This window comes from Dictyobacter sp. Z7_2, from assembly GCF_057551105.1.
This window is the reverse complement of sequence record NZ_BAAJPE010000001.1, coordinates 1,055,832-1,079,246: the sequence shown is the minus strand read 5'-3', so window position 1 is coordinate 1,079,246 and position 23,415 is coordinate 1,055,832. Positions and strand designations below refer to the sequence as shown.

The 23,415-nt window shown below is 52.1% G+C and carries 22 protein-coding genes; 13 read left to right on the top strand and 9 right to left on the bottom strand.

What is annotated here, in order from left to right:
• The first annotated feature begins 67 nt into the window (after positions 1–67).
• From AC27N8_RS04000 to AC27N8_RS03990, 3 genes are all read left to right on the top strand, one after another.
• Positions 68–667, top strand: a complete 600-nt coding sequence (locus AC27N8_RS04000; RefSeq protein WP_487064183.1) for a GNAT family N-acetyltransferase — start codon at positions 68–70, stop codon at positions 665–667.
• A gap of 211 nt (positions 668–878) precedes the next feature.
• Entirely contained in the window at positions 879–3,404 is a 2,526-nt protein-coding gene (locus tag AC27N8_RS03995) for an ATP-binding protein (protein ID WP_487064181.1), read from the top strand.
• 126 nt (positions 3,405–3,530) lie between these two features.
• Positions 3,531–4,616, top strand: coding sequence for a cobalamin-independent methionine synthase II family protein (locus AC27N8_RS03990; protein ID WP_487064179.1), 1,086 nt, complete (start codon positions 3,531–3,533; stop codon positions 4,614–4,616).
• Between the two features lie 29 nt (positions 4,617–4,645).
• Here AC27N8_RS03990 and AC27N8_RS03985 read toward each other — a convergent pair whose 3' ends face one another.
• Both AC27N8_RS03985 and AC27N8_RS03980 read right to left on the bottom strand, forming a co-directional pair.
• On the bottom strand, positions 4,646–4,801 hold the full coding sequence (locus AC27N8_RS03985) for a hypothetical protein (protein WP_487064177.1): 156 nt from the start codon (positions 4,799–4,801) through the stop codon (positions 4,646–4,648).
• A complete protein-coding gene (locus tag AC27N8_RS03980; protein WP_487064175.1) occupies positions 4,789–4,989 on the bottom strand; it encodes a hypothetical protein in 201 nt (66 codons plus the stop codon). The genes AC27N8_RS03985 and AC27N8_RS03980 overlap by 13 nt, the downstream gene beginning before the upstream one ends.
• 89 nt (positions 4,990–5,078) lie before the next feature.
• Here AC27N8_RS03980 and AC27N8_RS03975 point away from each other — a divergent pair, with 89 nt between their 5' ends.
• Positions 5,079–7,427, top strand: a complete 2,349-nt coding sequence (locus AC27N8_RS03975; RefSeq protein WP_487064173.1) for a leucine-rich repeat domain-containing protein — start codon at positions 5,079–5,081, stop codon at positions 7,425–7,427.
• Positions 7,428–7,479: 52 nt separating this feature from the next.
• On the opposite strand, the gene AC27N8_RS03970 is transcribed toward AC27N8_RS03975, so the two are convergent.
• The 4 genes from AC27N8_RS03970 to AC27N8_RS03955 form a co-directional block, all read right to left on the bottom strand.
• Positions 7,480–8,106, bottom strand: a complete 627-nt coding sequence (locus tag AC27N8_RS03970; RefSeq protein ID WP_487064171.1) for a hypothetical protein — start codon at positions 8,104–8,106, stop codon at positions 7,480–7,482.
• Positions 8,107–8,239: 133 nt separating this feature from the next.
• Positions 8,240–10,654: an alpha-mannosidase gene (locus AC27N8_RS03965; RefSeq protein WP_487064169.1), complete on the bottom strand. Its 2,415-nt coding sequence runs from the start codon at positions 10,652–10,654 to the stop codon at positions 8,240–8,242.
• Between the two features lie 27 nt (positions 10,655–10,681).
• Positions 10,682–11,872 (bottom strand): GntR family transcriptional regulator, encoded by a 1,191-nt coding sequence (locus AC27N8_RS03960; protein ID WP_487064167.1) that lies wholly within the window; start codon positions 11,870–11,872, stop codon positions 10,682–10,684.
• A 337-nt stretch (positions 11,873–12,209) separates the two neighbouring features.
• A complete protein-coding gene (locus AC27N8_RS03955; RefSeq protein WP_487064165.1) occupies positions 12,210–12,386 on the bottom strand; it encodes a hypothetical protein in 177 nt (58 codons plus the stop codon).
• Positions 12,387–12,567: 181 nt separating this feature from the next.
• Between AC27N8_RS03955 and AC27N8_RS03950 the strand changes: the two genes are divergently transcribed.
• The 5 genes from AC27N8_RS03950 (at position 12,568) to AC27N8_RS03930 (ending at position 16,131) form a co-directional block, all read left to right on the top strand.
• Positions 12,568–13,224 carry a D-sedoheptulose-7-phosphate isomerase gene (locus tag AC27N8_RS03950; protein ID WP_487064163.1) on the top strand — a complete coding sequence of 219 codons (657 nt, stop codon included), beginning with the start codon at positions 12,568–12,570 and terminating at the stop codon, positions 13,222–13,224.
• Positions 13,199–14,164, top strand: coding sequence for an ROK family protein (locus tag AC27N8_RS03945; RefSeq protein ID WP_487064161.1), 966 nt, complete (start codon positions 13,199–13,201; stop codon positions 14,162–14,164). The genes AC27N8_RS03950 and AC27N8_RS03945 overlap by 26 nt, the downstream gene beginning before the upstream one ends.
• Before the next feature lie 247 nt (positions 14,165–14,411).
• Positions 14,412–14,891, top strand: a complete 480-nt coding sequence (locus AC27N8_RS03940; protein WP_487064159.1) for a hypothetical protein — start codon at positions 14,412–14,414, stop codon at positions 14,889–14,891.
• Positions 14,825–15,469 carry a hypothetical protein gene (locus AC27N8_RS03935; protein WP_487064157.1) on the top strand — a complete coding sequence of 215 codons (645 nt, stop codon included), beginning with the start codon at positions 14,825–14,827 and terminating at the stop codon, positions 15,467–15,469. Before AC27N8_RS03940 ends, AC27N8_RS03935 begins: the two co-directional genes overlap by 67 nt.
• Complete coding sequence (locus tag AC27N8_RS03930; protein WP_487064155.1) at positions 15,466–16,131, top strand: bifunctional nuclease family protein; 666 nt, start codon at positions 15,466–15,468, stop codon at positions 16,129–16,131. Before AC27N8_RS03935 ends, AC27N8_RS03930 begins: the two co-directional genes overlap by 4 nt.
• Here the strand turns inward: AC27N8_RS03930 and AC27N8_RS03925 are convergent.
• Entirely contained in the window at positions 16,025–16,453 is a 429-nt protein-coding gene (locus tag AC27N8_RS03925) for an integrase catalytic domain-containing protein (RefSeq protein ID WP_487067900.1), read from the bottom strand. The genes AC27N8_RS03930 and AC27N8_RS03925 overlap by 107 nt on opposite strands.
• 92 nt (positions 16,454–16,545) lie before the next feature.
• Between AC27N8_RS03925 and AC27N8_RS03920 the strand changes: the two genes are divergently transcribed.
• Both AC27N8_RS03920 and AC27N8_RS03915 read left to right on the top strand, forming a co-directional pair.
• Entirely contained in the window at positions 16,546–16,839 is a 294-nt protein-coding gene (locus AC27N8_RS03920; RefSeq protein ID WP_487064153.1) for a hypothetical protein, read from the top strand.
• A gap of 215 nt (positions 16,840–17,054) precedes the next feature.
• Entirely contained in the window at positions 17,055–17,981 is a 927-nt protein-coding gene (locus tag AC27N8_RS03915; RefSeq protein ID WP_487064151.1) for an LLM class flavin-dependent oxidoreductase, read from the top strand.
• A 119-nt stretch (positions 17,982–18,100) separates the two neighbouring features.
• Here AC27N8_RS03915 and AC27N8_RS03910 read toward each other — a convergent pair whose 3' ends face one another.
• Together AC27N8_RS03910 and AC27N8_RS03905 are read right to left on the bottom strand one after the other, a co-directional pair.
• Positions 18,101–18,955 (bottom strand): 3-hydroxyacyl-CoA dehydrogenase family protein, encoded by an 855-nt coding sequence (locus AC27N8_RS03910; protein WP_487064149.1) that lies wholly within the window; start codon positions 18,953–18,955, stop codon positions 18,101–18,103.
• Between the two features lie 296 nt (positions 18,956–19,251).
• Positions 19,252–22,584, bottom strand: coding sequence for an AfsR/SARP family transcriptional regulator (locus AC27N8_RS03905; RefSeq protein WP_487064147.1), 3,333 nt, complete (start codon positions 22,582–22,584; stop codon positions 19,252–19,254).
• Positions 22,585–22,977: 393 nt separating this feature from the next.
• Here AC27N8_RS03905 and AC27N8_RS03900 point away from each other — a divergent pair, with 393 nt between their 5' ends.
• Together AC27N8_RS03900 and AC27N8_RS03895 are read left to right on the top strand one after the other, a co-directional pair.
• A complete protein-coding gene (locus AC27N8_RS03900; protein WP_487064145.1) occupies positions 22,978–23,148 on the top strand; it encodes a hypothetical protein in 171 nt (56 codons plus the stop codon).
• 34 nt (positions 23,149–23,182) lie between these two features.
• The gene (locus AC27N8_RS03895; RefSeq protein ID WP_487064143.1) at positions 23,183–23,398 is read left to right on the top strand and encodes an Os1348 family NHLP clan protein; all 216 of its coding nucleotides are present in this window, start codon (positions 23,183–23,185) and stop codon (positions 23,396–23,398) included.
• Positions 23,399–23,415 lie beyond the last annotated feature (17 nt).

The following is a 23,415-nucleotide window of genomic DNA, read 5'->3' as shown; positions in this document are numbered from 1 at the left end:
TGCTTACCTTATACTGACAACTAGAAGAAATCAATCTATTTCTCTGAAAAAAGAAAGAATGAATGTAATGGCTTCCGTGAAACTGATGAATCCTGGCGTTATCCAGCGGACGCATACAGAGAGCGCTGCCTGGTTTGTGCGACCAGCGACCTTTACTGAAGAGGATCAACGGTATCTTACCTCGATGTGTTACGTCTCCGTCTTCCCGATGCGGCGCTATCCATTTCCGCGTGGAGATGAAAGAGTTATTCCACGTTTACCTCAAATCTCTCCCTGGCGTAGCGAATGGGGAGTTCCTGGCGATATCGCTCTGCTGGCGATAGATTCCAGGACCCAGAAACGCCTGGGGGCAGTCTGGTGCCGTCTTTTTCCGGCGCTCCATGACTTTGTGCCGGGTTTCTATCAAAGCGATGTGCCTGTGCTGGCGCTTGCTGTCGAGCCCGCTGCTCGTCATCGGGGCATCGGTGGATCGTTGCTGCGAGCGTTGAAATATGTGGCCTATCGAGAAGGATATAAGGCACTCAGTCTCGGGGTGGTTTCGCCAGGTCTGGCGCGCTCGCTGTACGAACAATGTGGATTTCAAGATCGTCAGATAGAGACGTATCCCGGTCTCATCACCATGGTTGCCGATTTAAATCTCTCGACCAACAAATTGCCGCCGCTCTGATCCTATCTCAGAAACGCACAATTGCATACTTGACATACCTCTTCTGCATCTTCTCAGATTGATGCATAGTCTCTCCGTTGCTTCTGGCATGGCCTTTGCTAAGTTTTGCTCCTCTCATGTGATAAAATCAAGGTGATAAACGATCCACTGGCACATAACGAGCATGCTGATGTCAATGTATATGTCAATGTATAAAGAAGAAACGATGTCTATGCTAAAGAGAGATGATGCGCATTCTTTAGATGCGCTTACGGCTTTCCGTGAGATGATTACATCTGCCCGCCGTGGGACAGGACATTTACAAAAGGAGCTGGCCGATGCTCTCGGTATTGATGCTCAGGTGCTGAGTCGCAAGCTCCATGGGACGAGGAAGTCTTTTCTCACACATGCCGAAGTGAAGCAGATCATTCGACTCCTGGCGGAGTGGGACGCGCTGACGACTCAAGATGAGGTCTGGCATCTTCTGGCGTTGATGGGTCTCAAAAAAGATAGTTTCTCGCCAGAGGAGTGGAGGTCAGCACCTTTGAATCGACTTGAAAAGGGATCTCCTCCGCATGTATCTGCCGCTGTTCCTCCGCCTCCACCTTCTCAGCACACCTTCTCCTCGCTGCCTAATCCCATTACCTCGCTGGTTGGACGTGAATATCATGTCCAATTGCTGCTGGACCGGCTCCGACACGCGTCTGTGCGCCTGCTGACGCTGTGTGGGATGGGGGGTGTGGGAAAGACGCGTCTGGCCCTGGAGGTGGCCGATGCGGTGCAGCAGGATTTTTCCGATGGTGTTTTTTTTGTCTCGTTAGCTGCGTTGCGTGATGTGGCTCTGCTTCCCGCTCTGCTTGTACAGACGTTGCACCTTGTGGAGCCTAGAGAAGAGGGCGATATCGATGGGCAGAGCACCTTTTCGCATCAGGATGTGCTCCAAAAATTTTGCCGCGACAAACATATCCTGCTGGTATTTGATAATGTGGAACAAATTCCAGGGATCGCCACGTTTATCAGCTCTTTGTTGCAGCATACGCACGCTCTAAAAATTATGGTGACAAGTCGGATCGTATTGCATCTGTATGGGGAATCCGAATTCGATGTGCCACCGCTGCCCGTATGTCCTCCGGAAGATATCTTTAACCTCGACACCTGCGAACAGTTTGGCGCTATTCGTCTCTTTCTTGAGCGAGCACAGGCGATCGATCCTACGTTCTGTCTCACGCCGCACAATGCAGAGACTATCTCGCGTATCTGTACCCGTCTGGATGGATTGCCACTTGCCATCGAATTAGCCGCCGCTCGTACCAAGGTGTTACCGCTACCCAAAATTTTACAGTTGCTGATGAGTGGCACCAGTCAGACGCTTCTGCGCACCACGGCCTATGATGTGCTCCCACGTCATCAGACGTTACAGGCCACCCTGAATTGGAGCTATGAACTGCTGAGCCCACAGTCGCAGGCTATCTTCCGTAGCTACAGCGTCTTTGTCGGCGGATGGACCCTGGATGCGGCGCAGGCCGTTGTCAGATGCGACGATCAGGAGGTAGGCATCGATGACGTTTTTGAGCAGATGGAGTTTCTGATCAATCAGAGCCTGGTGAAACGGATGCCTTCTGAGGATCTATCCTGGGATGAGCATGTGGAGCCGCGTTTTTATCTCCTGGAGACGATTCGCGAGTATGCTTTGGGACAACTGAATGCAGCTGGCGAGCGAGCCGCCGTGGAGCGACGTCATGCTTATTATTATCTGGCACTTGTCGAACGCATCGAGTCTTATTCCTCCGTGGCAGAGCAGCCGGCCGCGATAGCGCTCCTCGTGCGCGAACAAGGGAATCTGCGTGCGGCGTTGACCTGGGCGATGGCTCATGACGAGGCCGAGGTCGCTTTACGCATGAGTAGTGCCCTGGGACGCTTCTGGGAGATACGGATGCAGTTCCGTGAAGCTCATCGTTGGATCGATGCCGTGTTTAAAATGCAGGCGGATACATCGTTAGCTATTCGAGCCCAATTGCTGATGGGTGCTGCACGCCTCGCTCTCTGGGAGATTGGCTACGAGCGTTCACGCGAACTGGCTCAGGAAGCTCTGGCAATCTATGATGCTACGGGGGATCACGTCGGCAAGGTCTGGGCTCTGTTCCAGATCGGCGATACCTGGCATATCCAGGGCGATTATGCTCAGTCGAGCATGTATCTGGAAGAATGCTTACAACTCCTCAAGGCTCAGGAGGACTGGCGTAGTTACGCCTTTACTCTGAGTAGATTGGGCGCTCTGGCAACGCTGCGCGGCGATGTGCAGCAAGCACGTGCCTGGCTGGATGAAGCTATCCATTTCTTGCGCGAATCGACTGAGCCTGGCTTGCTGACTATGACACTGATTTATCTGGGCATCCTCACGTTTCTCCAGAATGATCTGAAACCCAGTCGCTCCTATTTGAGTGAGGGACTCTCTCTTGCGCAGCAAACGGGCAATCGCTACATGCTGGCGACTGATCTGCTGGTTTTTGGCTGCATGCTCGGACGCACGCAGGGACCTTCCTATACCGCGTATTTATGCAGTGCCGCAGAAGCGCTCTATAAAAGCATGAACACCTCTGTGCCAGTCGCCTATCGTCCGCTGTATCAGTCCACGCTGGGCAGGATACAGTCGCAGGTTGATCGTGTCACCTGGGAGGGCTGGTGGGCCGAGGGTCAAGCTCTCCCATTAGAAGATATTTGTTCGCTGGCCATTTCTGCCAGCGCGTTGCAAGGATAATCCATAGGCGCTGATGGATCATCTATCCCGCTAGACGTATTTGAGGGAAGCTTGAAGCGCTCATGTTTTATAATACGGTTGTCATAAAGATAGTTGGAACCTTAATCTCAAAGAGGGAGAACAAAAATGGCTTCACACAGCGAAGTGGTAGGAAGTTTGCTCAGACCTACATATCTGGTAGAAGCGCGGCAGCAGTTTGAGCTTGGACAGTTGACTGCGGCGGCGTTCAAGGTGGTAGAGGATCGGGCGGTGAGAGAAGCGATTGCTTTGCAGGAAGATGCCGGTATCGAGGTGCTTACTGATGGAGAGTTGCGTCGTTACGCTTTCTATGGACATCTGATCGATGCCCTCTCCGGGTTCGACAAATATGGCGGCTGGGCCATTCCTTTTCGCGATGAGAGCGGAGAAGAGTTGGTGCTCAAGCGTCCCGTCGTGGTAGAGAAGCTGCAGTGGAAACGCAGTATGTGCGCGGAAGAATGGGTCTATCTACGCTCCCGCACCGCTCATGCCGGCAAAGTCACGCTGATCAGTGCTCAGCAGGCCGCCGCGTACTATGATCCCGAAAAATCAAAGGCGACGTACCCATCCCGTGATGCCTATCTGGCCGATATCGTGGATTTTTCGCGCCGTGAGGTAGATGAACTGGTACGGCTTGGCTGCACGTATATTCAAATCGATGCTCCTCAATATGCAGCTCTACTCGATCCCAAGATGCGCGAGGGATATCGCCAGCGCGGCAATGATCCCGATAAGATCATCGATACCTGTATCGAAATGGATAATGCGATTATCCGTGACCATCCTGGCATCACCTTTGGCATTCATGTCTGTCGCGGCAACAATCAGAGTAAATTCTATGCCAGCGGCGACTATGAGCCAATCGCTCGCCTCTTTACAAACACGCTCTTCCAGCGCTTCCTGCTCGAATACGATGATGTTCGTTCAGGCGGATTTGAACCCCTGCGACATGTGCCGGAGGATCGCTTTGTGGTCCTTGGCCTGGTGACAACCAAGAAGCCACGGCTGGAGACCGCCGAGGAATTGCATCGACGTATCGAGGAGGCTGCTCGTTTCTTCCCGCTGGAACGGCTTGGATTGAGTCCTCAGTGTGGCTTTGCATCCACAATGGAAGGCAATCATCTCACCTTTGACGACCAGCGACAGAAGCTGGAGCTTGTCTCCCGCGTCGCTCACGAGGTGTGGGGCTCCTGAGCGCTTCCTTATGCTCCTGGCGCCAATGCTCACCGACGTAGTACTCTGTCAAAAGTCATCACGCCGATGCGGTATCGGTGATGTGTGTCCAAAACAGCTCCGGAAGGCGATGGGGTGAGAGGCTCACCGACGTAGCGGCGCGGCTCCGCCGTGCTGTCTGTGACTCGTACGATCACGCTCCCCATGGGGTTCCATTGCGTGATCTTCCCACCGTGGATCGTCTCGTCTGCGTTGCTTTCAGATGCACATGGGACGTTATCGTGCGTGCAGTGACAGCACGGCGGAGCCGCGCCGCTACGTCGGTGAGCTTGCTCTCTTTGGGGGTGATGATTCCTATTCCTTTAAGAAGTAGATATCTGATGTAACTATTCATGACCGGGTTGATGACAGACAAAAAGAAGAGAAAAGAAGGAAAACGAAGAGGGATCAGATAGATCCTCCATAAAAAGGGAAAATGGTGGCATGATTGAGAGCAACGACGATGACCAGGATATTGTTTCACAAACCCTGACCAATATCATCTCGTTAGAACACCCTGATGTCCAATTTCTTTCATCTCTGGCCTCTTTAGAAATATGTGACAGTGATCAATTGACGGATCTGGGTCCCCTCGTGCACCTCTCCACCCTCACGACACTGACTCTTACTAACGTTCCAGCTTTGAGTGATCTTAGCCCCCTGGCTCACTTGCCCGCCTTGACTTCCCTCACTTTGGACAACCTCGAGCTTTTGACTGATGTGAGTTTCCTGGCTCACCTGGACAAGCTGACGTTTCTTGATTTAACTTTCTGCGATCAATTGACCGACCTGCGTCTTCCTTCTGGTTTGTCGGCCTTGACTGCACTCAGTATCATCGGTTGTGCTCAATTGACGGAGCTGCATGTTCCACCAACCCTGGCAGCCTTGACTTTCCTCGCTTTGCATGACCTCCATCGATTGAAGGAAGTACATTTTTCGCCGGCTATGCCAGCCTTGACCGAAATCAGCATAATGGGTTGCAATCAATTGATGGATCTGCATTTTTTCCCAGATTTGCCTGCTCTGACAACTCTCACGTTGTGCGACTTCAATCAGTTGACTGATCTCAAGCTACCTGATCACTTGCCAGCCCTGACGACTCTCGAGTTGTATAACTTTAGCCAGTTAACAGACGTGAGTGGATTAGCAAATGTGCCGGTCCTGACCTCTTTCAAATTGACATTCTGCCCTCAGTTAGTGGATCTGCATCTCCCGCCTGCCTTGCTGGCTTTGACCGACCTTCATATAAGCGGATGCCCTCAGTTGGCGGATCTGCATTTCCCATTTGAATTGCCGGCCTTGACCGACTTCGTCATATTTGATTGTGATCGCTTGAGGCATCTGCATTTTCCGCCTGAATTGCTGGCCTTAACTAGCCTCCACATATTTGATTGTGATCGCTTGACAGATCTGCACCTTGCGCCAGACATGCCTGTTTTGGATCAACTCTACATAAGTGGCTGCCCTCACTTGACGCATTTCCCTCTTCCACTCAACATGCCAGCCCTGACCCTCCTTACGTTGTATGGCGACAGCCAGCAAACCAACCTCGCACTGCCAACACACCTCCCTGCTCTCGTCTCTCTCTCCCTGGATGACTACCCTCGCTTAACCGATGTCAGTGGAGTAGAAAACATGCCAGCCCTGACCTCTCTCTCCCTGAAAAACTGTCCTCGCTTAATGGATATCAGCGGATTGGAAAACATACCCGCTCTCGCTTACCTTTCCCTGAATGACTGCGAGATGTTGACTGATGTGATCATGAAAGAAAACTGGCCCTCCTTGACCTCTCTCGTTATGAACAATTGCCATCACTTGACGGATCTGCATTTCCCACAGAACATGCCCGTCTTGGACTCCCTCATACTGGAAAATTGCTCTCATTTGACGGATCTGCATCTCCCACAGAGCTTGCCAGCCTTGAGCTACCTTAGCCTGAAAAACTGCTCTCACTTGACGGATCTGCATCTCCCACAGAGCCTGCCCGCCTTGACCACTCTCAATGTGAGGGATTGCTCTCACTTGACGAATCTTTATCTCTCACAGCACTTGCCTCCCTTAATCGAGCTCAACGCCAGCGATTGCCCTCTGTTGGAGCAGATATATTCCCTGCCTTATCTGTCAGTTTCTGGCTCATCTGATGACCTCACGAGTGAAGAGACCAAGAGCCACGCATCTTTGACGCCGCACCAGCTCCCTGTAGCCAGGGATTTTCCCTCCGTCCGATTTCTTACGCTCCGTGGCTGTCACCACTTCCATCTCCACGGCTTACCTCCCCGCTTATGGGATATTGAGGAACTGGATATTCGTGATTGTCCCTTGATCACAGAGATTCCAGAGACATTGCACATTCGTTCCTGGCTCGATCTTGGCGGCGCCTCGTTACGTTCCTTACCCGCACACCTCGCGTCTCTTGAGTTACGCTGGTATGGGATACCAATTACAGCGCGTCTCGCCTTTGCGCCAGAATCGATTACTGTGGCAGAGATCCTCGCCGAGCCGAATGTCGAACTGCGGCGCGTGCTGATTGAACGCATGGGGTATCAAAGGTTCATACAACTGAGTGCGGCCGACGTTCTCGATGAGGATCAGGACCCCGGAGGTCCACGCCAACTCTTGCGTGTCTCGCTACCGGACGACGAAGATCTCGTTGTGCTGGCGGTTCGCGACCCCTCGACAACGCGCTCCTACCTGCTGCGCGTTCCTCCTGATATGACGAGTTGCCAGCAAGCCGCTGCCTGGATTGCTGGCTTCGATCATCCAGAGGACTACCAACCTCTCTTAGAAACGTGATATGGTATCTGCTTCTTCATCAGAGATGATCGGTGGAGAAGCAGATGTATGATTAATTGGCCTCTTTAGGGAGAGAAGATCGTTTCCTTTCTTCGTAGTGGCCTTCTATGAAGCCCATTAGCGGCCCCAATATCAAAGCAGCTAACGTCGTATAGAGGCCCAGGAAGGATATAAGGTATGCAAAACTTACAATAGTTACCAGTATCGATAACGGTATGAAATACAAAATTGCCCAAAAGATTCCTGAGGGATTTGCGCGTGAGAATAAGAATTCTAGATTCATCAAGATGATGAGCGCTGTAAAAGGATAAGCCAATATTTCTGCCAGTATTGCTGCTACTAGTCCATTTTTCCAGGTGGGATGCGCCGCTTTACTAACAATCAGATGCCAGCAGCCAACGGCGCTCAGTGTTGGTCCTGCCGCCAGCAAGAGAAATGAGTGCCAGGTCTCTGAGGGTCGCAGTGTTAGCGTGTGGCTGCTATCTTGCGTCAATATTGTGAACCCAAAAAAGCCCGCTGAAAGTAGTACTGCTAGCCCACCTATGGGGATAAGCCAGTAGCGACGCCAACTTTTAATCGCTATAGGGAGTTGTTGTTCATGCTCATTCGTGCTGACTTGTATATCAGGCCGGGCTAAAGGTGCTATCTTTTCATTCTCATGACCAGTATCGGTATCCATAAGTATCCTCGTTCTTCCTAGAAATGCTCAATGCACTATAAAGTAATTAGCCCTACGATAGAAGTGAACATGTTCACTTCTATCGTAGGGCTAATTTGAGATATTGTCAAGAGGATATTTATTTAGTCAGGATTCAGCTTAATAGATCTTCTTCAAGGCCGTTTGTTATTTTCCACAGATTCGTCCCATCATTGCGCAGAGTCAGGAGTCCATAGGGCTTGATCGCGTGTGTTTCCTGCTCTGTATCGAGCGTAATTGTATCGGATTGTCCCTCAACCTCCAGTAGGCGCATCACCAGACCCCGCTCATCTTCGGCTCCTTTGAGCCACGTGACGAGGCTGGATCTGGCTGTAACCGGGAGCAAATTTCCGCTATGGGAGGCGTGACCGCCACGGGAGACATGTGGCGTCACGACCGGAGGCCGTAAAAGCTCGTCCGCCAAACGGTAAGCCGCCAGCATATCGATATCGTTCCCGCTGTGCATACGTAGCGTAAATTCTTGCTCGCCCTGATCGGTATAGAGATAGTCGTTTTCGGGCTGGAGCACGTATGGGTCGTGATGCGCGTAGACTGGCGAGCGTAGTGCTGTGATGTAGAGCGCGTTATCGAGGGCAGTATAAGAATATTTGGCATCATTGGCGAGCGCGAAGCCCTGTCCATTTTGATCTGACACCAGCACCCAGCGCTGAGCTGGATATTCTCTCCCATCGGCTGGACGCAGCATGGAGCCGGCGGGGACCTCGTAACGGAAGGTAGGAGCAGAGAATGCCAGTGGATAGCGTAAGCGCAGCAGCTTATTCTTTTCGTGCCAGTCGATCCGCACATGGATCTCCAAAGGGAGGGCGGGATCGTCGTAGAGCGCATAGGTGCTCACGATCGATGAAGCGCCGATGCGTGTCCAGACGCGGATACTGGTACGGAGTGGACCCTGCTCGATGACTTCGCTGCGCTCAAAGCTGGCGGATGGTCCTGTCAAGCCAAACCCTTCCAGGTTGTGACTCCAGGTATCAGAGAGATCCTCGACCAGCAATGACTGATGGGCGGTTCCTGCAAAGACATCGTGTCCGCTCGCTTTTGCAATCAGATGGGCAATCCCGCCGGTTGTGGTATCTATTTCGAGGCTCCAGGCGGCGTTCTCGATGCGCGTAGATGATGCTGTATGCAGCGAGGTTGATGTCTGAATGCCTGGCTCTCCTGCTGCGACCGTGTAGAGCTGATAACTAAATGGTGCCAGCGAGGACGCAAAGAGCAGGCGACGGATTCCCATCCCAGGGACAAAGCCTTCGGGAGGCAATTCTTGATACATGACCTCTTTGCCTGTATGATCAAGTAGACGCACTGGATGATGTCGGCGCTCCAACCACGGCTCGTACTCTATGGGCATCTGCTGTGCGCTGCCGGTGAGGTTGAAGACCAGAAATGAGGCGGCCTGCGGATCGGGACCAGGAGCGACAATTGCAGCCAGTTGACGTACCGCCGTATTGAGTATCTCATCGGCTCCCTGTATGATCCCTCCGAGCGTTTCGAACGCATCGCGCATTGCGCTGGCGATACAGGCTCCGCCCAGGATGTCATGGAATTGGTTGAACAGGAGCTTTTTCCAGAGCTGGCGTAATGAGTTGTGTGGATAGCTGGCGTGAGCTGTGCGTGCTGCAAGGGCGCTGGCCGCCTCGGCCTGAGCCAGACTGGCCTCCGCACGGCGATTGAGTGACTTGATGCTTGAGACCGCCGAATAGCAGCCAATCGCATGCATCTGAAGCTCGTCGCGTACCTGTGGACGATCCAGAGCGTTCACCGCTGCAAAAAAGCGCGCTGGATCGCTGAAGATTACCGCACGCCCTTCGCTCTGTACTTGATGGATAAGCTCCAGGTTCTCGCGTGTTGGTCCTCCTCCATGATTGCCCACGCCATAAAACGTCATCAGAGGCTGTGCGGACTGTACGGCATAGGCTTCAGCCCGCTCAATCTTGTCGCTGAGTGAGCGGCCGGATGTCTGATATTCATCGGTCAGGCGAAACGTGCTCACAGATGAGCCATCGGGTGAGACCCAATCAAAGAGTGCGGCTGGTAAGGTCTTTTCGTGTTTGCCTGGACGCATAAAGACATACTGCTCAAAGCCAGTATGGCGTAGCAATGTTGGTAGTGTGCCCGCATGACCGAATGAGTCGACATTATATCCAATGCGGACATCGACATCGAATTTCTGACGGAAATAGCTCTTGCCATAGAGTCCCTGGCGAATAAATGCCTCGCCATCCGGGAGATTGCAGTCGGGCTGGAGCCACCAACCGTTGACGATGACCCAGCGACCCTGACGCACAAAATGCTGGATGCGTTCAAATAAGACTGGTTCAAGCTGTTCGATCCAGTGATAAATAATCGCCTCGCCGCGTGTGAAGATAAAGTCGGGATCTTCCTCCAGGCGATCGATGGCGGCCCAGCAGGTGCCGATAGCTTCGGCACAGCCTTCGGTCCAGCGCCATTGCCAGACGGGGTCGATATGAGCATTACCCACCATGTGTACTGCTTGCGATGTTGATGAAACCATTAAATATGACCCTTCTGTGTCTTTCTGTTACTTGCCTATCGATATATTTGAGTCCTGCTGTACCCGTAAGCGTGCGCCGCACGAATCGCGCACAACAAGGCTGGTCGGGAGTTCAATGTACTTGGCTGGTCCGATCTGTCCGTTGATACGGCTGATCAGCAGGTCGCCAGCCTGTCGGCCCATATCAGTAAATGATTGCGCGATGGTTGTCAGTGGAGGACTGGTATGAGCCGAGAAGGAGCGATTGTCAAATCCCACCAGAGCGAGATCTTCAGGGATGCGCAGTCCCTGACGCTGTGCGAGCTGCATAATCTTCAATGCGGTGCCATCGCTGGAAACAAAGAGTGCACCGGGACGATCCGGCCGCGCCAGGAAGCGGCTATAGTCATCGGGGGCGTCATTTGATGTCTGATCGATGGGTGGATAGACCAGCGTTTCGTCGTAAGCGATCCCATAGTCCTGCAATGCCTGACGATATCCCTCCCAGCGTCCACGAGTAGAAGTGGTACGCATGTCCTCGGCTGAGGTGTAGACAAAGCCAATGCGCCGCTGTCCCAGGATCAGTAAATGCTCGGTCGCTCGATATCCACCGCTATGATTATCGATGCCGACATAGTCGGCTTCAAGATCGGGATAGTAGCGGTCGACGAGCACCAGAGGCACTCCCGCCGCTTTCAGTTGCCAGATCGCCTCGATATAGGTCGTATTGCCGAGCGGATAGATCACCAATCCGGCCACCTTATCCAGCAGCAAACGTTGGATATCAAAGGCCAGCTGCTGCGGAGAAGGCTCTGAGAATACAAAGCTGAGCTGATAATTGTGTGATTTGGCCGCCTGCTCAACGCCCAGCAACAGATCCATATTCATATCTTCTGGCAGGCCAACGGCTGGCTTGCCCGGCTGGATAGGTGGCAGCGATGGCGAATAGACAAGGGCAATGCGTTTTTGAGCCACCGGCTCTCCAGCAGATTGCACGGGCGAAGCCTGACGTACAAACGTGCCACGTCGATGTGTGCGTTCGATTAATCCCTCGCGTTCCAGGACATCCAGGGCCAGCCGTACGGTCCCCCGGCTGATATGATATTCTTCCGCCAGCGCCAGCTCCGAGGGAAGACGTCCCCCGGCTGGATACTGCTTCTCCAGAATACGCTGTCGTAAATGCTGTGTGAATTGTACGTGAAGCGCATGAGCATCTTCACCTTTGTCGAACGTGAGCAATCATTCCTCTCAATCCGTCTAGCGCTGCCAGGTCGCTAGCATCTTTGTAGCTCATAATATCATCTTGTGGTATATACTAGAATTGGCCGTTGGTCTGAATAGAGATGGCTCACCTGTTTAATCATTTGCCCCTCTTCTGTATAAAAATGCTCTTTCTTGAGCACTTCCTCTCACATAACTATACTCTCTCTTTGCAAATAATTCAACCATAACGAAAAATCACCCTCGGGTTGACAAATATTTGTTTGTAGTATATACCATAATTACTACCTGGTAATACCAGGCTGACGACGCGATCATGCGAATTGCCGCTCTGCTACTACTCTGCCAAAGATCATCACGCCTCTGTCTCAGAGGAGATATGTTCCCAAAACAGATCCGTGAAGTCGTGGGGTGAGACGCCCACCGACGTAGCGGCGCGGCTCCGCCGTGCTGTCACTTCCCGCACGACACCGTCCCACGTGCCGATGGAAGCAACGCCAACAAGACGCTCCACGGTGGGAAGATTGTGCAATGGAACCTCATGAGGAGCATGGTCGGACGAGTCACAGACAGCGCGGCGGAGCCGCGCCGCTACGTCGGTAGGCGTCTCACCCCATGAGGTGCATATCTCAGATGAGAGATCGGCGCGATGATCATTGACAGAGCATTACGAATGTTGACTGAGTTCCACTTTGCCGTGGACTTTGGGAGGAATGATGCATCCATTACTTGAGGAGTTTCGTGATCGCTATCCTGACATGGCTGCGTGCCTGGAGGATATTCAACGGGCTCTGTCGCTGCTGGAGATGGCTTTCCAGCGTGGAGGCAAGTTGCTGGTCTGTGGCAACGGGGGAAGCGCGGCCGATAGCGAGCATATCGTGGGCGAGTTGATGAAGGGATTTCTACTCAAGCGACCGCTGTCAGCAGCGGCACGTCAGACGCTCACGGAGACCTTTCCGGCCGACCATGATTATTTAACGACGCATTTACAGGGAGCGTTGCCGGCGATTTCTCTGACCAGCCAATCTGTGCTGCTGACGGCCACGGCCAATGATGTGGCGGCCGATATGGTTTTTGCGCAACAGGTGTATGGCTATGGCGCGAAGGACGATGTGGTGATGGGTATTAGCACGTCTGGGAATTCACAGAATATCTGCCGGGCACTCCAGGTGGCACGGGCATTTGGCATGCAGACCATCGGCTTAATGGGAGCTAATGAAGGGCATATGCTGCCATTATGCGATGTCACCATCCGTGTGCCCGCCTATAGCGTGACAGCGATCCAGGAGCGACATCTACCGATCTACCATGTCATCTGTGCGTACCTTGAGGAGAAATTTTTTCATGAAGCCAATCTTGATCGGCATTGATATCGGTGGGACAAAATGTGCTGTCTGTCTGGGTCAGGCTTCTGAGACCACTATCCATATTCTGGAGCGACAGGCCTTTCCTACGCCAGCCACTCCCGCGCAGACTCTGGCACAGATCGTGGCGGCGGTTACGGCTGTCAGAGGAGAGCATGAGATAGCGGCCATTGGTGTGAGTTGTGGCGGCCCTCTGGATAGTCGGCGCGGCATGATTTATTCTCCTCCCAATTTACCGGGCTGGGATGATATCGATATTGTGACGCCTTTGCGCGAGCGCTTTGGTGTTCCAGTCGGCCTCCAAAACGATGCCAACGCTGGTGCGCTGGCCGAATGGCAGTGGGGAGCCGGACAAGGATGTCAAAATCTGATCTTTTTGACCTTTGGGACAGGTATGGGCGCTGGCCTGATCCTCAATGGCTCCCTCTATGCCGGAGCCAACGATCTGGCAGGCGAAGTGGGTCATCTGCGTCTGGCGTCCGCTGGTCCATGGGGCTATGGCAAAGCGGGATCGTTTGAGGGCTTTTGTAGTGGCGGAGGGATCGCTCATCTTGCGCGGCAACTGGCGCGTGAGCACCTGGAAGCCGGTGAGTCCGTTGATTATTGTGCGACACTGGCCGAGCTAGATTTGGTGACAGCCGCACGCGTGGGCGAGGCCGCGCAGGTAGGAGATCCTACCGCCTTGCAGGTGTGGGAGACCGTCGCTCGACGCCTCGGACAGGGATTGGCTATGCTGGTTGATCTGCTTAATCCCGAACGCATTATACTCGGGAGTATCTACGTGCGGCAGCGAGCACTGCTGGAGTCATTGACACTACAGGTTTTGCAAACGGAGGCGCTACCTCAGGCACTTGCCGTGTGCAAGATTGTCCCCGCTGGCCTCGATGAGCAGACCGGCGATGCCGCAAGTCTGGCCGTCGCCCATTATCTCCTCTCAAGCCAGTAGTAGCGTGCATCTCGGCTCGTAAGATGCGCATCCCGTGAGAATTCATACCCATAGGTGCGAACGTAAGCGATCACATGCTCTTCCAAGCTCATCCCAAAGAAGAGAAGAGAGGAAAAAGAAGAAGGTGATCTCTCAAAAGAAGAACAGAAGCAAAAAGTACTTGAAATGGCCAAAAAAAGAGACAAGACAGGTCCTTCTCCGCTATGGTGACAGAAATTCAACCGTCAGTCACCAAAGGAGAAGAACCATGTCACATCTGAGCTATCATACGCAACTTTTGCACCAAGAGCAAGCCCTGAGCCAGATTGATGATGCCGCCTGGCGAGAAATCGTCGATCTCTTACCAGCCGAGACGATCGCACAAGCACGAACCTGCAAAGCCTTTCTTCGGGCCAACGGGCTCCACGATCCGCTTGATCTGCTTCGTGGCATGATTTCCTACGTCTTTTGCATGAACTCCTTCCGGGAAGTGGGAGCATGGGCACTGAGTACCGGACTGAGTATGAATGGAGAACGCTCCTGGGCCAAACGCACCAGACAAGCTGCCGATTGGCTTCTCTGGCTCATTGAGACCCTCTTGATTGTCTCGGATCACTCCGAACACGTGCAACGGCCACACGGGTTCCAGGGACGGGTTCATCTGGTGGATGCGACTCATCTGTGTACCTGGAAACGCGTCGTCTCCACTGTAGCTATGATCTCTTTGGCAAACGACTCGAACAGGTGACGCTAACCGATCACCATGTGGGAGAAGGGCTGCGTCACTTCTGCTTCCAGCCGGGCGATATTGTGGTGGGAGACTGTGCCTATTGTCGTCGCCAGGCTCTCATTGATCAGGTGGATGCCGGCGTTGATGTGCTGGTTCGTCTTCATTGGGTCAGTGCTCCGTTGCTGCACCTCGATGGGATCACCCCGTTTAACTTATCGAACTGGCTCACGGGATTGGATGCGCATGCATCCAGCGATGAGGCCGCCTCCGGAGAGATCACTGTCCTCATGAAAGGAGCCGTACGCTCTCGTGTGGTTCCCATGCGCCTGGTCGCTGTCCGTTTGAGCGAAGCGGCCTCCACACGAGCACAGAAGAAGCGCAAAGCCAAAGCGAGCAAGAATGGGCGCACCAGTCGGGATCTGACCATTCAGGTCGCCGATTGGTTACTGGTACTCACCTCGCTCTCCAGCGAGCAGTGGGACACCTCGCCGTATGATGCTGACGTATGTGGTCAGTGCAAAGTGAGCAAAAGCCTGGCGAAGTCTCAGGGAGATGAGGTATATTCTGGAGAGAGAATAAATGGAGGGTATTCATGATTTCTGTAAAGGTAGAGGGTGTCAGAAGAAATTTTACGATTGGCAGTCCCTTACTGTACAGCGTTTCCTTGATCGACGAAACAGGCCAGTATCTCCTGGTGTTCGGTATTGAGCGCCACGAAGCCTTGCCCATTGTTGCAGCCTTAAATCATTTGACTCTCTCACGCCCAGGGATCATCCATCTGATGGCTGAGACACTCACGTTGCTTCACCATAAGCTGGAAGCAGTATGCATAGAAAGTTACTCAATGCTTCCTCCACTCTATCATCTGTGTGAGTGCAAACTCCATTGGCGCTCTGGCGAGATGGTGCAAGAGCAAACAAAGCACATGCGAGCAGGCGATGCCATTGGGCTGGCTCTGCTTCTGGAAGCTCCTATCTTGGTCTCAGACGAACTGTTCAAGCAAATCGGAGTCTCATTAGTCGATGGGCAGACGCCTGAGCTGGCCTTTGCCTGGTACCTGCTCAAGCGAGAAGGGATCATCTTACCGGAAGGCAAAAAGCTCCGCCTAGGCTTTAGTGGGACGCCGCTACGTGATGCCTTGGTCAAAGAGTTCAAAGCTGCCCTTTTAGGGAAAGCGCCAGTCTTTCCAGAGGAGGATATGCAACAGCACAAAAAGGAGTATCTGGCCTTCTTGCTCGGAGAAAGTACCCCGGCGTGAAGCGCTGCCGAGGGTCAATCCGATCTTTGCGAATGTCCAGAGCTTCGTAGATTGCTATTGCACGCTTTGAATAGAAGACCCCACCACTATCCGTCACAATGGCCTCTGGAGCACCATAGTTGCGCAGGGCACGGGCGAGTACCTGCAAATATGCGGCAGTGTCCTGTCTTTCCGAGATGGCAGAAGCAAGCAGCATTCTTGAAAAGTTCTCAAGAATGCTAATAACATATAATGAACCTTTGATATTTTGAAGCTGTTGATGCTCGATATACCTGATATCTATGCTCCAATACTCGTGCCTCCGAGAGGCTTTAAAGGGCATCTCTTTCTTGGGCTTGGTCGGGCCTTTGGGCTTGTCCCACCCATAGAGGGCTCGGTGCTTCGCCATGATACGGCCACAGGTACGAGGAGACCATGCTCGTTGGCTGGATCTTGATGGAACAGAAAGCGACACGCTGGCGTGCGACCTTGAAAGAGAAAGGGAAACGGACAGGGCAACCCGTGAGCACGTGGGCATTGTGTGCTGTCCTCGTTCAAAGTTTTCGCTCGATGATCCTTGGCTGCTGGACGTGGTCTCAGATGGAGGCATCCATGCCACGCATGGACCGACTGTTGCGGTATCACCCGCAAGAGGATCGTCCCCATCACGAATCCGAACTCATCGCCCATTTGGGTCCCATTGGACCCAAGATGAGGTCGATTTCATGATCGGAAGACCCTCTGTCCGCTTACGTTCGCACCTATGGGCGTAAAACCCCTGTGCTACTCTCTTCGGCGGGAAAGACCTCAAGTTACAACTAGCGAAGTTCTGTCATGAACTCATATAATGGTAGCTGTAAGATGTGCTCTATTAGCGCGACGCTTCTGAGCACGCTTGAGTCATTCTCGTTAGAGAATATGCTACTTTGTTCATTGGAGAAAACATGCGTATTGGATTACAGATAGGTTTGACGAACGAGCAACCGAAGCCCCTTGGAGAATATCTCATTCGCGTGGCGGAGCAGGCTGATCAGGCGGGCTTTGCCTCGCTGGTGATGCCCGATCACTTTTCGCTGCGTCCAGAGAGTACGCCCTTTATCAGGAGGGAGAATAGCGATACCCCGCTACCAGCGGTCACCGATTTCTTTGAGGCCTGGAGCTCGCTGGCCTTTATCGCGGCCCGCACCACGCGTATCAGACTGAGTACGCTGGTCTCCGGGGTCACGATGCGCTATCCGGCTGTCCTGGTGAAGACGGTGGATACACTCGACGCTCTCTCGAATGGGCGAGCCTACCTGGGTGTCGGTGCGAGCCCGGATTTTGGTGCCGATGAGCATCAAAGGATGGGCCTGCCGTTTCCGCCAGCGGGTGAGCGGGTTGCACGCTTCGAAGAGGTTCTCCAGATGGCTCTACAGCTCTGGTCAGGCGAGGATAAACCGTTTGAGGGTAAATATTATCAACTTACGAGCACGATTGGCACACAATTATTTATCCAGCGGCCGCACCCGCCCATTTTGATTGCGGGCAGCGGCAATAAGATGCTGCGCTTGATGGCTCGTTACGCTGATGTCGTCAATGTTGGCTTTGGCCGCGATCTTGATGACCTGAGCAAGAAATTCGATAGTATTCGTGATCATTGTGAGAAAATAAATCGCCCTTATGAGCAGATTGAGAAGACAACGTTTTTTACCGTTCCCTTTGTGCAAAATGGCCGCCTGAGTCAGGAGGCGCTCGATGCCATGGGAGCTCTGGCCGAGCTTGGCGTTGACGAAGTAATGGTGCGTTATCCAGATGATCCCGCAACCTTTGAATTGCTCGCCAATGAACTTATCCCCCTGGTAAACAAAATCCCTGTCAACCCCCAAAAGTAGCGTCGTACACTCGTGTACGATGTCCCACTCGACGTACGAGACAGCAAGATCTCGGCGAGCCACGCTGACCTGCTTGATCGTACGTCGAGTGGGACATCGTGCCCGAGGGCACGACGCTACTAGTATTTGTAAAAGCCCTGGCCGTTTTTGCGACCGTACAGGCCGGCGTCAACCATCTTGACGAGTAGTGGGCAGGGGCGATATTTGCTATCGCTAAAGCTCTCGTAGAGCACTTCGATCGAGTACAGGATCGTATCCAGTCCGATCAGGTCGGCTGTTTCGAGCGGTCCCATGGTGTGACCAAAGCACTCTTTGAAGATCTTGTCGATGTCTTCGACGCTGGCAACCTGATCCTGGACCAGGAAGACTGCTTCGTTGACGGTCAGCATCAGGACGCGGTTGGAGACGAAGCCGGGGACGTCGTTGACGACGACTCCCTCTTTCCCCATCTCCTTGAGGAGGTCTTTGGCTGTGGCGATGGTCTCGTCGGTAGTGTGATAGCCGCGAATGACTTCGACCGTCGATTTCATTGGCACGGGATTCATGAAATGCATGCCCAGTACTTGCTTTGGACGCTTGGTCGCGGAACCGATACGCGTGATCGAGATGGCTGAAGTGTTGGCTGCAAACACACAATGCTCGGGACAGACAGCTTCTAATTGTTCATAGACAGGCTTTTTAATGGGCCATTTTTCTGTCACATTCTCGATGACAAAATCGGCTTCGCTAAAAGGGGCGTACTCCGTTGTAAAGGTGATGCGCTCGATCAACTCGGGGATACTTTCCTGACCGGCCGCATTTCGATTGAACATCCTCTGGAGGCGGATATTGTTCGTGATGCTCTCACGCGCCTGTTTGAGAATCTCTTCGCTTGTATCCAACAGGATTACACGATGCCCCGTCTGAATGAGGTTCTGTGCAACCCCGACGCCCATCACGCCTGCTCCGACAACGCCAACTGTTCGTTTGCTCATAGCATGACCTCCAATTATACTAGTCAGAAATATGAAATTTGACTGCTCTTCGTGAAATACTCACATGTCGAAATGAGCCATGAGAAATACGGTAACACTTGCTAAAAATTCGGATGTGGAGTATATCCCGTATTCGCATGAATAATTGTTCGCTTGCTGTTCTTGTGGCAATTATATCATCGACTGTCTATGTTTTACAATGCATATCTTGTCCTTTAGGGCTGATTTTATTTCATGCTCGGCTTCATTTTCAGGTTGATTTTATCTCATCCTCACTTTTTTGATCTCCGGATGGATTATTCGGCAATGCTGCGGTAAAGCTTTTGCAGGGCTGGACCAGGAGTCGTTTGCAACTCTTCCTGGAGATTCTGGCTGCAGCGCTGAAACTGTCGTAATGCCATCTCTCTTTTGTTCTGCTGTAAATAGCAATGCATGATGCCGTAATGAGCTCGCTCGTCGCAGGAATCGAGCGTTAGAAGATGTTGCCAGTGTTGCAAGCTATCTTTCCAATCCTCCTTTCTCCAGGCGATCTGCGCCAGCTGATGATGGGCATCTATATACATCTGGCGTAACTTATCCCGGCGCACGCTACACCAGTCACTGTAGAAAGCCTGTAAGTAGTCGCCGCTGTAGAGATTGATCATGTGAGTGAAGGCGGTAAAGGCGGCATCATCTTGTTTATTTCCCAACGCTTTTTTAGCTTGCTTATATTGTTCATTGAAAACTTCCACGTCATACCAGATTTTTGTGCCGCCGATGGCTGAGAGGTTTAAGCTGTAGAGACCTGATTGGAAGAGGATACTATTCTCTCCAAAGGCCTTGCGCAAGTAGTAGATGGTGGTACGAACCGTCGAATTGATTTGATCGCTGTCGTGATCGGGCCAGAGGATCGTGATGATCTGCTCTTTACGCATCGGACGACCATTTTCCAGGAGCAAAAAGAAAAGTTCCATGGCCCGGGCCATGCGCCAACGTGTGACAGGTATACCATTCAGCAGCACTTTTGGCTCGCCCAGAGCCATGATTTGTATCGGGCTGATTTCGTCTTGAGCGGGCTCCAGCAGTGGCTGTACTTCTGCCTGTACAGGAAGCTCTTGCATCAGCTGCTCGACTGCAATCTCTAAGGGAGGGTCCGGATCTGGGTTTGTCACAACTCCTTGATCCAACAGGGATCGCAGCTCGGGGTAACGATCCAATTCGACCTGAATAAAAGAATCGAAATCTCCTTTTTGGTTGAGGTCTATGATCTGCTGGCTGGTGCGCTGCGCGAGACGTTTTTTATCCTCTCTGAGATAGCAGACGGCCAGACGCAAGAGCGAGCTAATGTAAAGAATCTGGATGTTGGTCTGCTTGACGAGGCTGGTGGCCTCTTCCAGGGTGGTTTCGGCCTGCTCAAAAATTTGCTGCGCAAGATAGACGGTCCCGCGTGTGAGCAGAAACAGTCCTTTCTCGTAGCCACCCTGTGCATCTGTCTTAAATGAAATTTGATCGAGAAATAATTGAGCAGTGGGGGTATCACCCATAAATATATATGCCAGAGCCATATTGCAGAGGATACAACAGGTAAGATAGTGATCATCGCTGTCACGAGCCAGGTTCAGACTATCCTCCAGATCGTAGAGCGCCTGGGTATATTGGCCCTGACTATTATGGAAATCTCCAAAAGCAAGTAAGACATAGGCCTCATTATTCTTAAACTGGGACGTGGCACGCGTTTGTTGTAGGGCTCGATTAAGGATCTCTTCCGCTTGCGAGTACAATCCCTGGCGCATTTTTAGCAAGCCCATGCTGGTCAGGCAGAAGATAATTCCCTGCGAATTGTTGAGTTTGTCCCAGATCTGTAAGGAGCGCGTCTGATGGTATTCGGCCAGAGCATGATTGCCGATCCAGCTATAGGCGTTGGCCACCAGTCGATGTAAGGTCGCCGTCTGACGTTCGTTCTTTTGGGCTCGGCTCATTTGCAGAGCAAATTGGAGCTGAGTAATGCCTTCCTGGATCTGTCCAGCTCCGACAATCAGTGCAATGCCGAGGTATTGATAGGCTCTAATATGGAGCTTCCGCTCGTCGGGAGGGAGCAATGTCAGCGCTTGCCGACAAAGTTCCTGCGTGGATTGAAACTCTCCCTGAAAGAACATCAGGTGAGCGCGAGCAATCGTGAGATCTGCCTGAAGCATGGTCAGCTGAAGCTGATCCTGAAGCGAGGGATCTGTGTGAAGTAGGATCTCAGCGGTGTCCAGCAGCGGCGCGGCCTGGGAGAAGTCACCGAGCCGTAGATAGATGTTGGATGCCATCAAGAGGAGTTGGGCATGTTGTTTAAAAATAGTTTCTGGGAGCATCTTCAGCCAACTCAGCATCATCTCGCTTTGTTCCTCATAAATAAACGTCGAGGCCATCTCTAAAATGATGCTGGCCGCAAAATCGTATTCGCGGGCCTGACATGCATGCATCAGCGCTTGCTCATGTTGATGGTCAGCCAGTAGAATGTGAGCCGCATGGTTCTGGAGCGCTCGATAGCGCGTCAGGGCGTATTGCTGTAGATGTTCGACTAAAAGGTGTCGCAATAATGGATGGCAGGTATAGAGCTTGGCTTGACCCAACTCACTTTTGCGTTTATTGCGCACAACAAATAACCCTCGCTGTTCGGCGTATGAAAGTCGTTCTGTCGCATCGTTGATCGCGAGGAGCGCGTTGCAGTGCTCGGGAGTGAGTTGGGTCAGAATGGATGTTTGTTCCAGAAATTGATAGGTGCTTGTTTCATGTTTGAAAACTTCATCGGTGATATAACTCAGGATCTGTGCGTCCTCGCTGCTCTCCTCGGGCTCCTCCCAACTTTCCGCCTGGACGGGCGCGCTGTTGTGAATGGAGGAGTGTCCAAGGCGCGAACTCAATAAGATGCCAGCGATCCAACCTTCTGACCTCTGAGCAATCTCTTCTGACTCGTGCTGCGAGAGCGTTGTGAGTCCCTGAAGGTGTCCCAGATCATAAATTTCCTGAGGAGAGAAGCGTAATTTCTGGCTCCCCAGGCCGAACATCTGACGGCGAGCGATCAGGGTCACAAGTGTAAGATCAGGCATGGCCCGACTCTCAATCACGACCACTCCTCGTGGAGGCAAGTTGGCGATCAGATGGTCGATCATTTGATTGATGATGGCGTTCTGCTGTACTTCATGATAATTGCAAAAGATAAGGGCGAAGGGTATTGACGCTTCCTGGTTGAGTGCGTCTATGAGCAGGTCGTTGTGCGCAAGTAGTCTGGATGTGTCACTGCCATCTCCGCTGGTCTCGGCGTAGCTTTGTTCTAGCCAGGGCGCAAAGTTGATGCCGAATGCTAACAGGCTATGCCGAATGCTGACCAGCAGGTTGTTCAGAAACAGTGCTGGATCGGCGTCGGTGGGGTCTAAAACATACCAACAACAGGCAGATGAGAGTTGGCTGGCTGTGTCAACGAGTAGTGTTGTTTTGCCGTAACCGGCTGGAGCACATAACAGCACTAATTTATAATGAGACGATTGACTGGCGCTGTGAGATTCAATGGCTTCGGTGAGTGCTTGCACAAGCCCTTCGCGGTGGAGCATGGTAGAAGGGAGGGTTGGCACTTCGAATTTATCTGATCGTTGGGCAAGATCCATTGACAGCTGTCTCCTTGTTGAAGGGTTTCAACTTATAGATACTAGAGGGCTCGCCTGGTAATGCTAATAAGAAAATGGAAATAGAAAAGAATTCTCAATGGATAGGAATTCTTTTAGGAAAGGCATGTAAAAATATCAATTGGGACCTGGTGGCCGATAGAAGCAAAAGTGAATTGATCAGATAAATCACCTCTAACAGCCTTCTCTCTATTTTTAACATTTTTCAGATGGTATAGCAAGAGATTATTGCACTATGTAGCGAGTAATCTGAGTGCTGACTCACTGCTGACTTTTCTGCTTCTTCTATAATGACACTTTTCCAACAGTCGCTCAATATACTGTAGGCAGTTAGATGAAATATGAATCAACCTTTTATTCAAAGGAGTCGAAACCATGGATCTGCTGCTGAATGGCTACTACGTAATGGCTTCCTGCATTCATTTTTTGGTAATCGTCACTGTCGTGTTAGGCCTGCTGGCTGTTGTGTCGGCCCTGACATCTGGTATCTCCGAGAGAGTTTCCATTACGCATTTGTTCTGTACCGTTGATCCATGGAACGGCTAAGAGCGCATATATATTTAGAGGAGTGAAGCCCCATATGTCATGGCAGACGATTAACCATATTGTGGGACTAGCAATGGTCGACACAGACTTTGCCAGCGAGCTACTGGCTCATCCACTCTCCACCATCCAGGAGTTTGGCTTTGACCTGACTGATAAGGAAAGAGAAGCTCTACAGAATATCAAAGCAGATACACTTGTGGAACTCAGTCAGCTATTGACGGAAAAACTCGCCGCCGATGAACCGTTATAGCGCCTTGCGGAACGTTC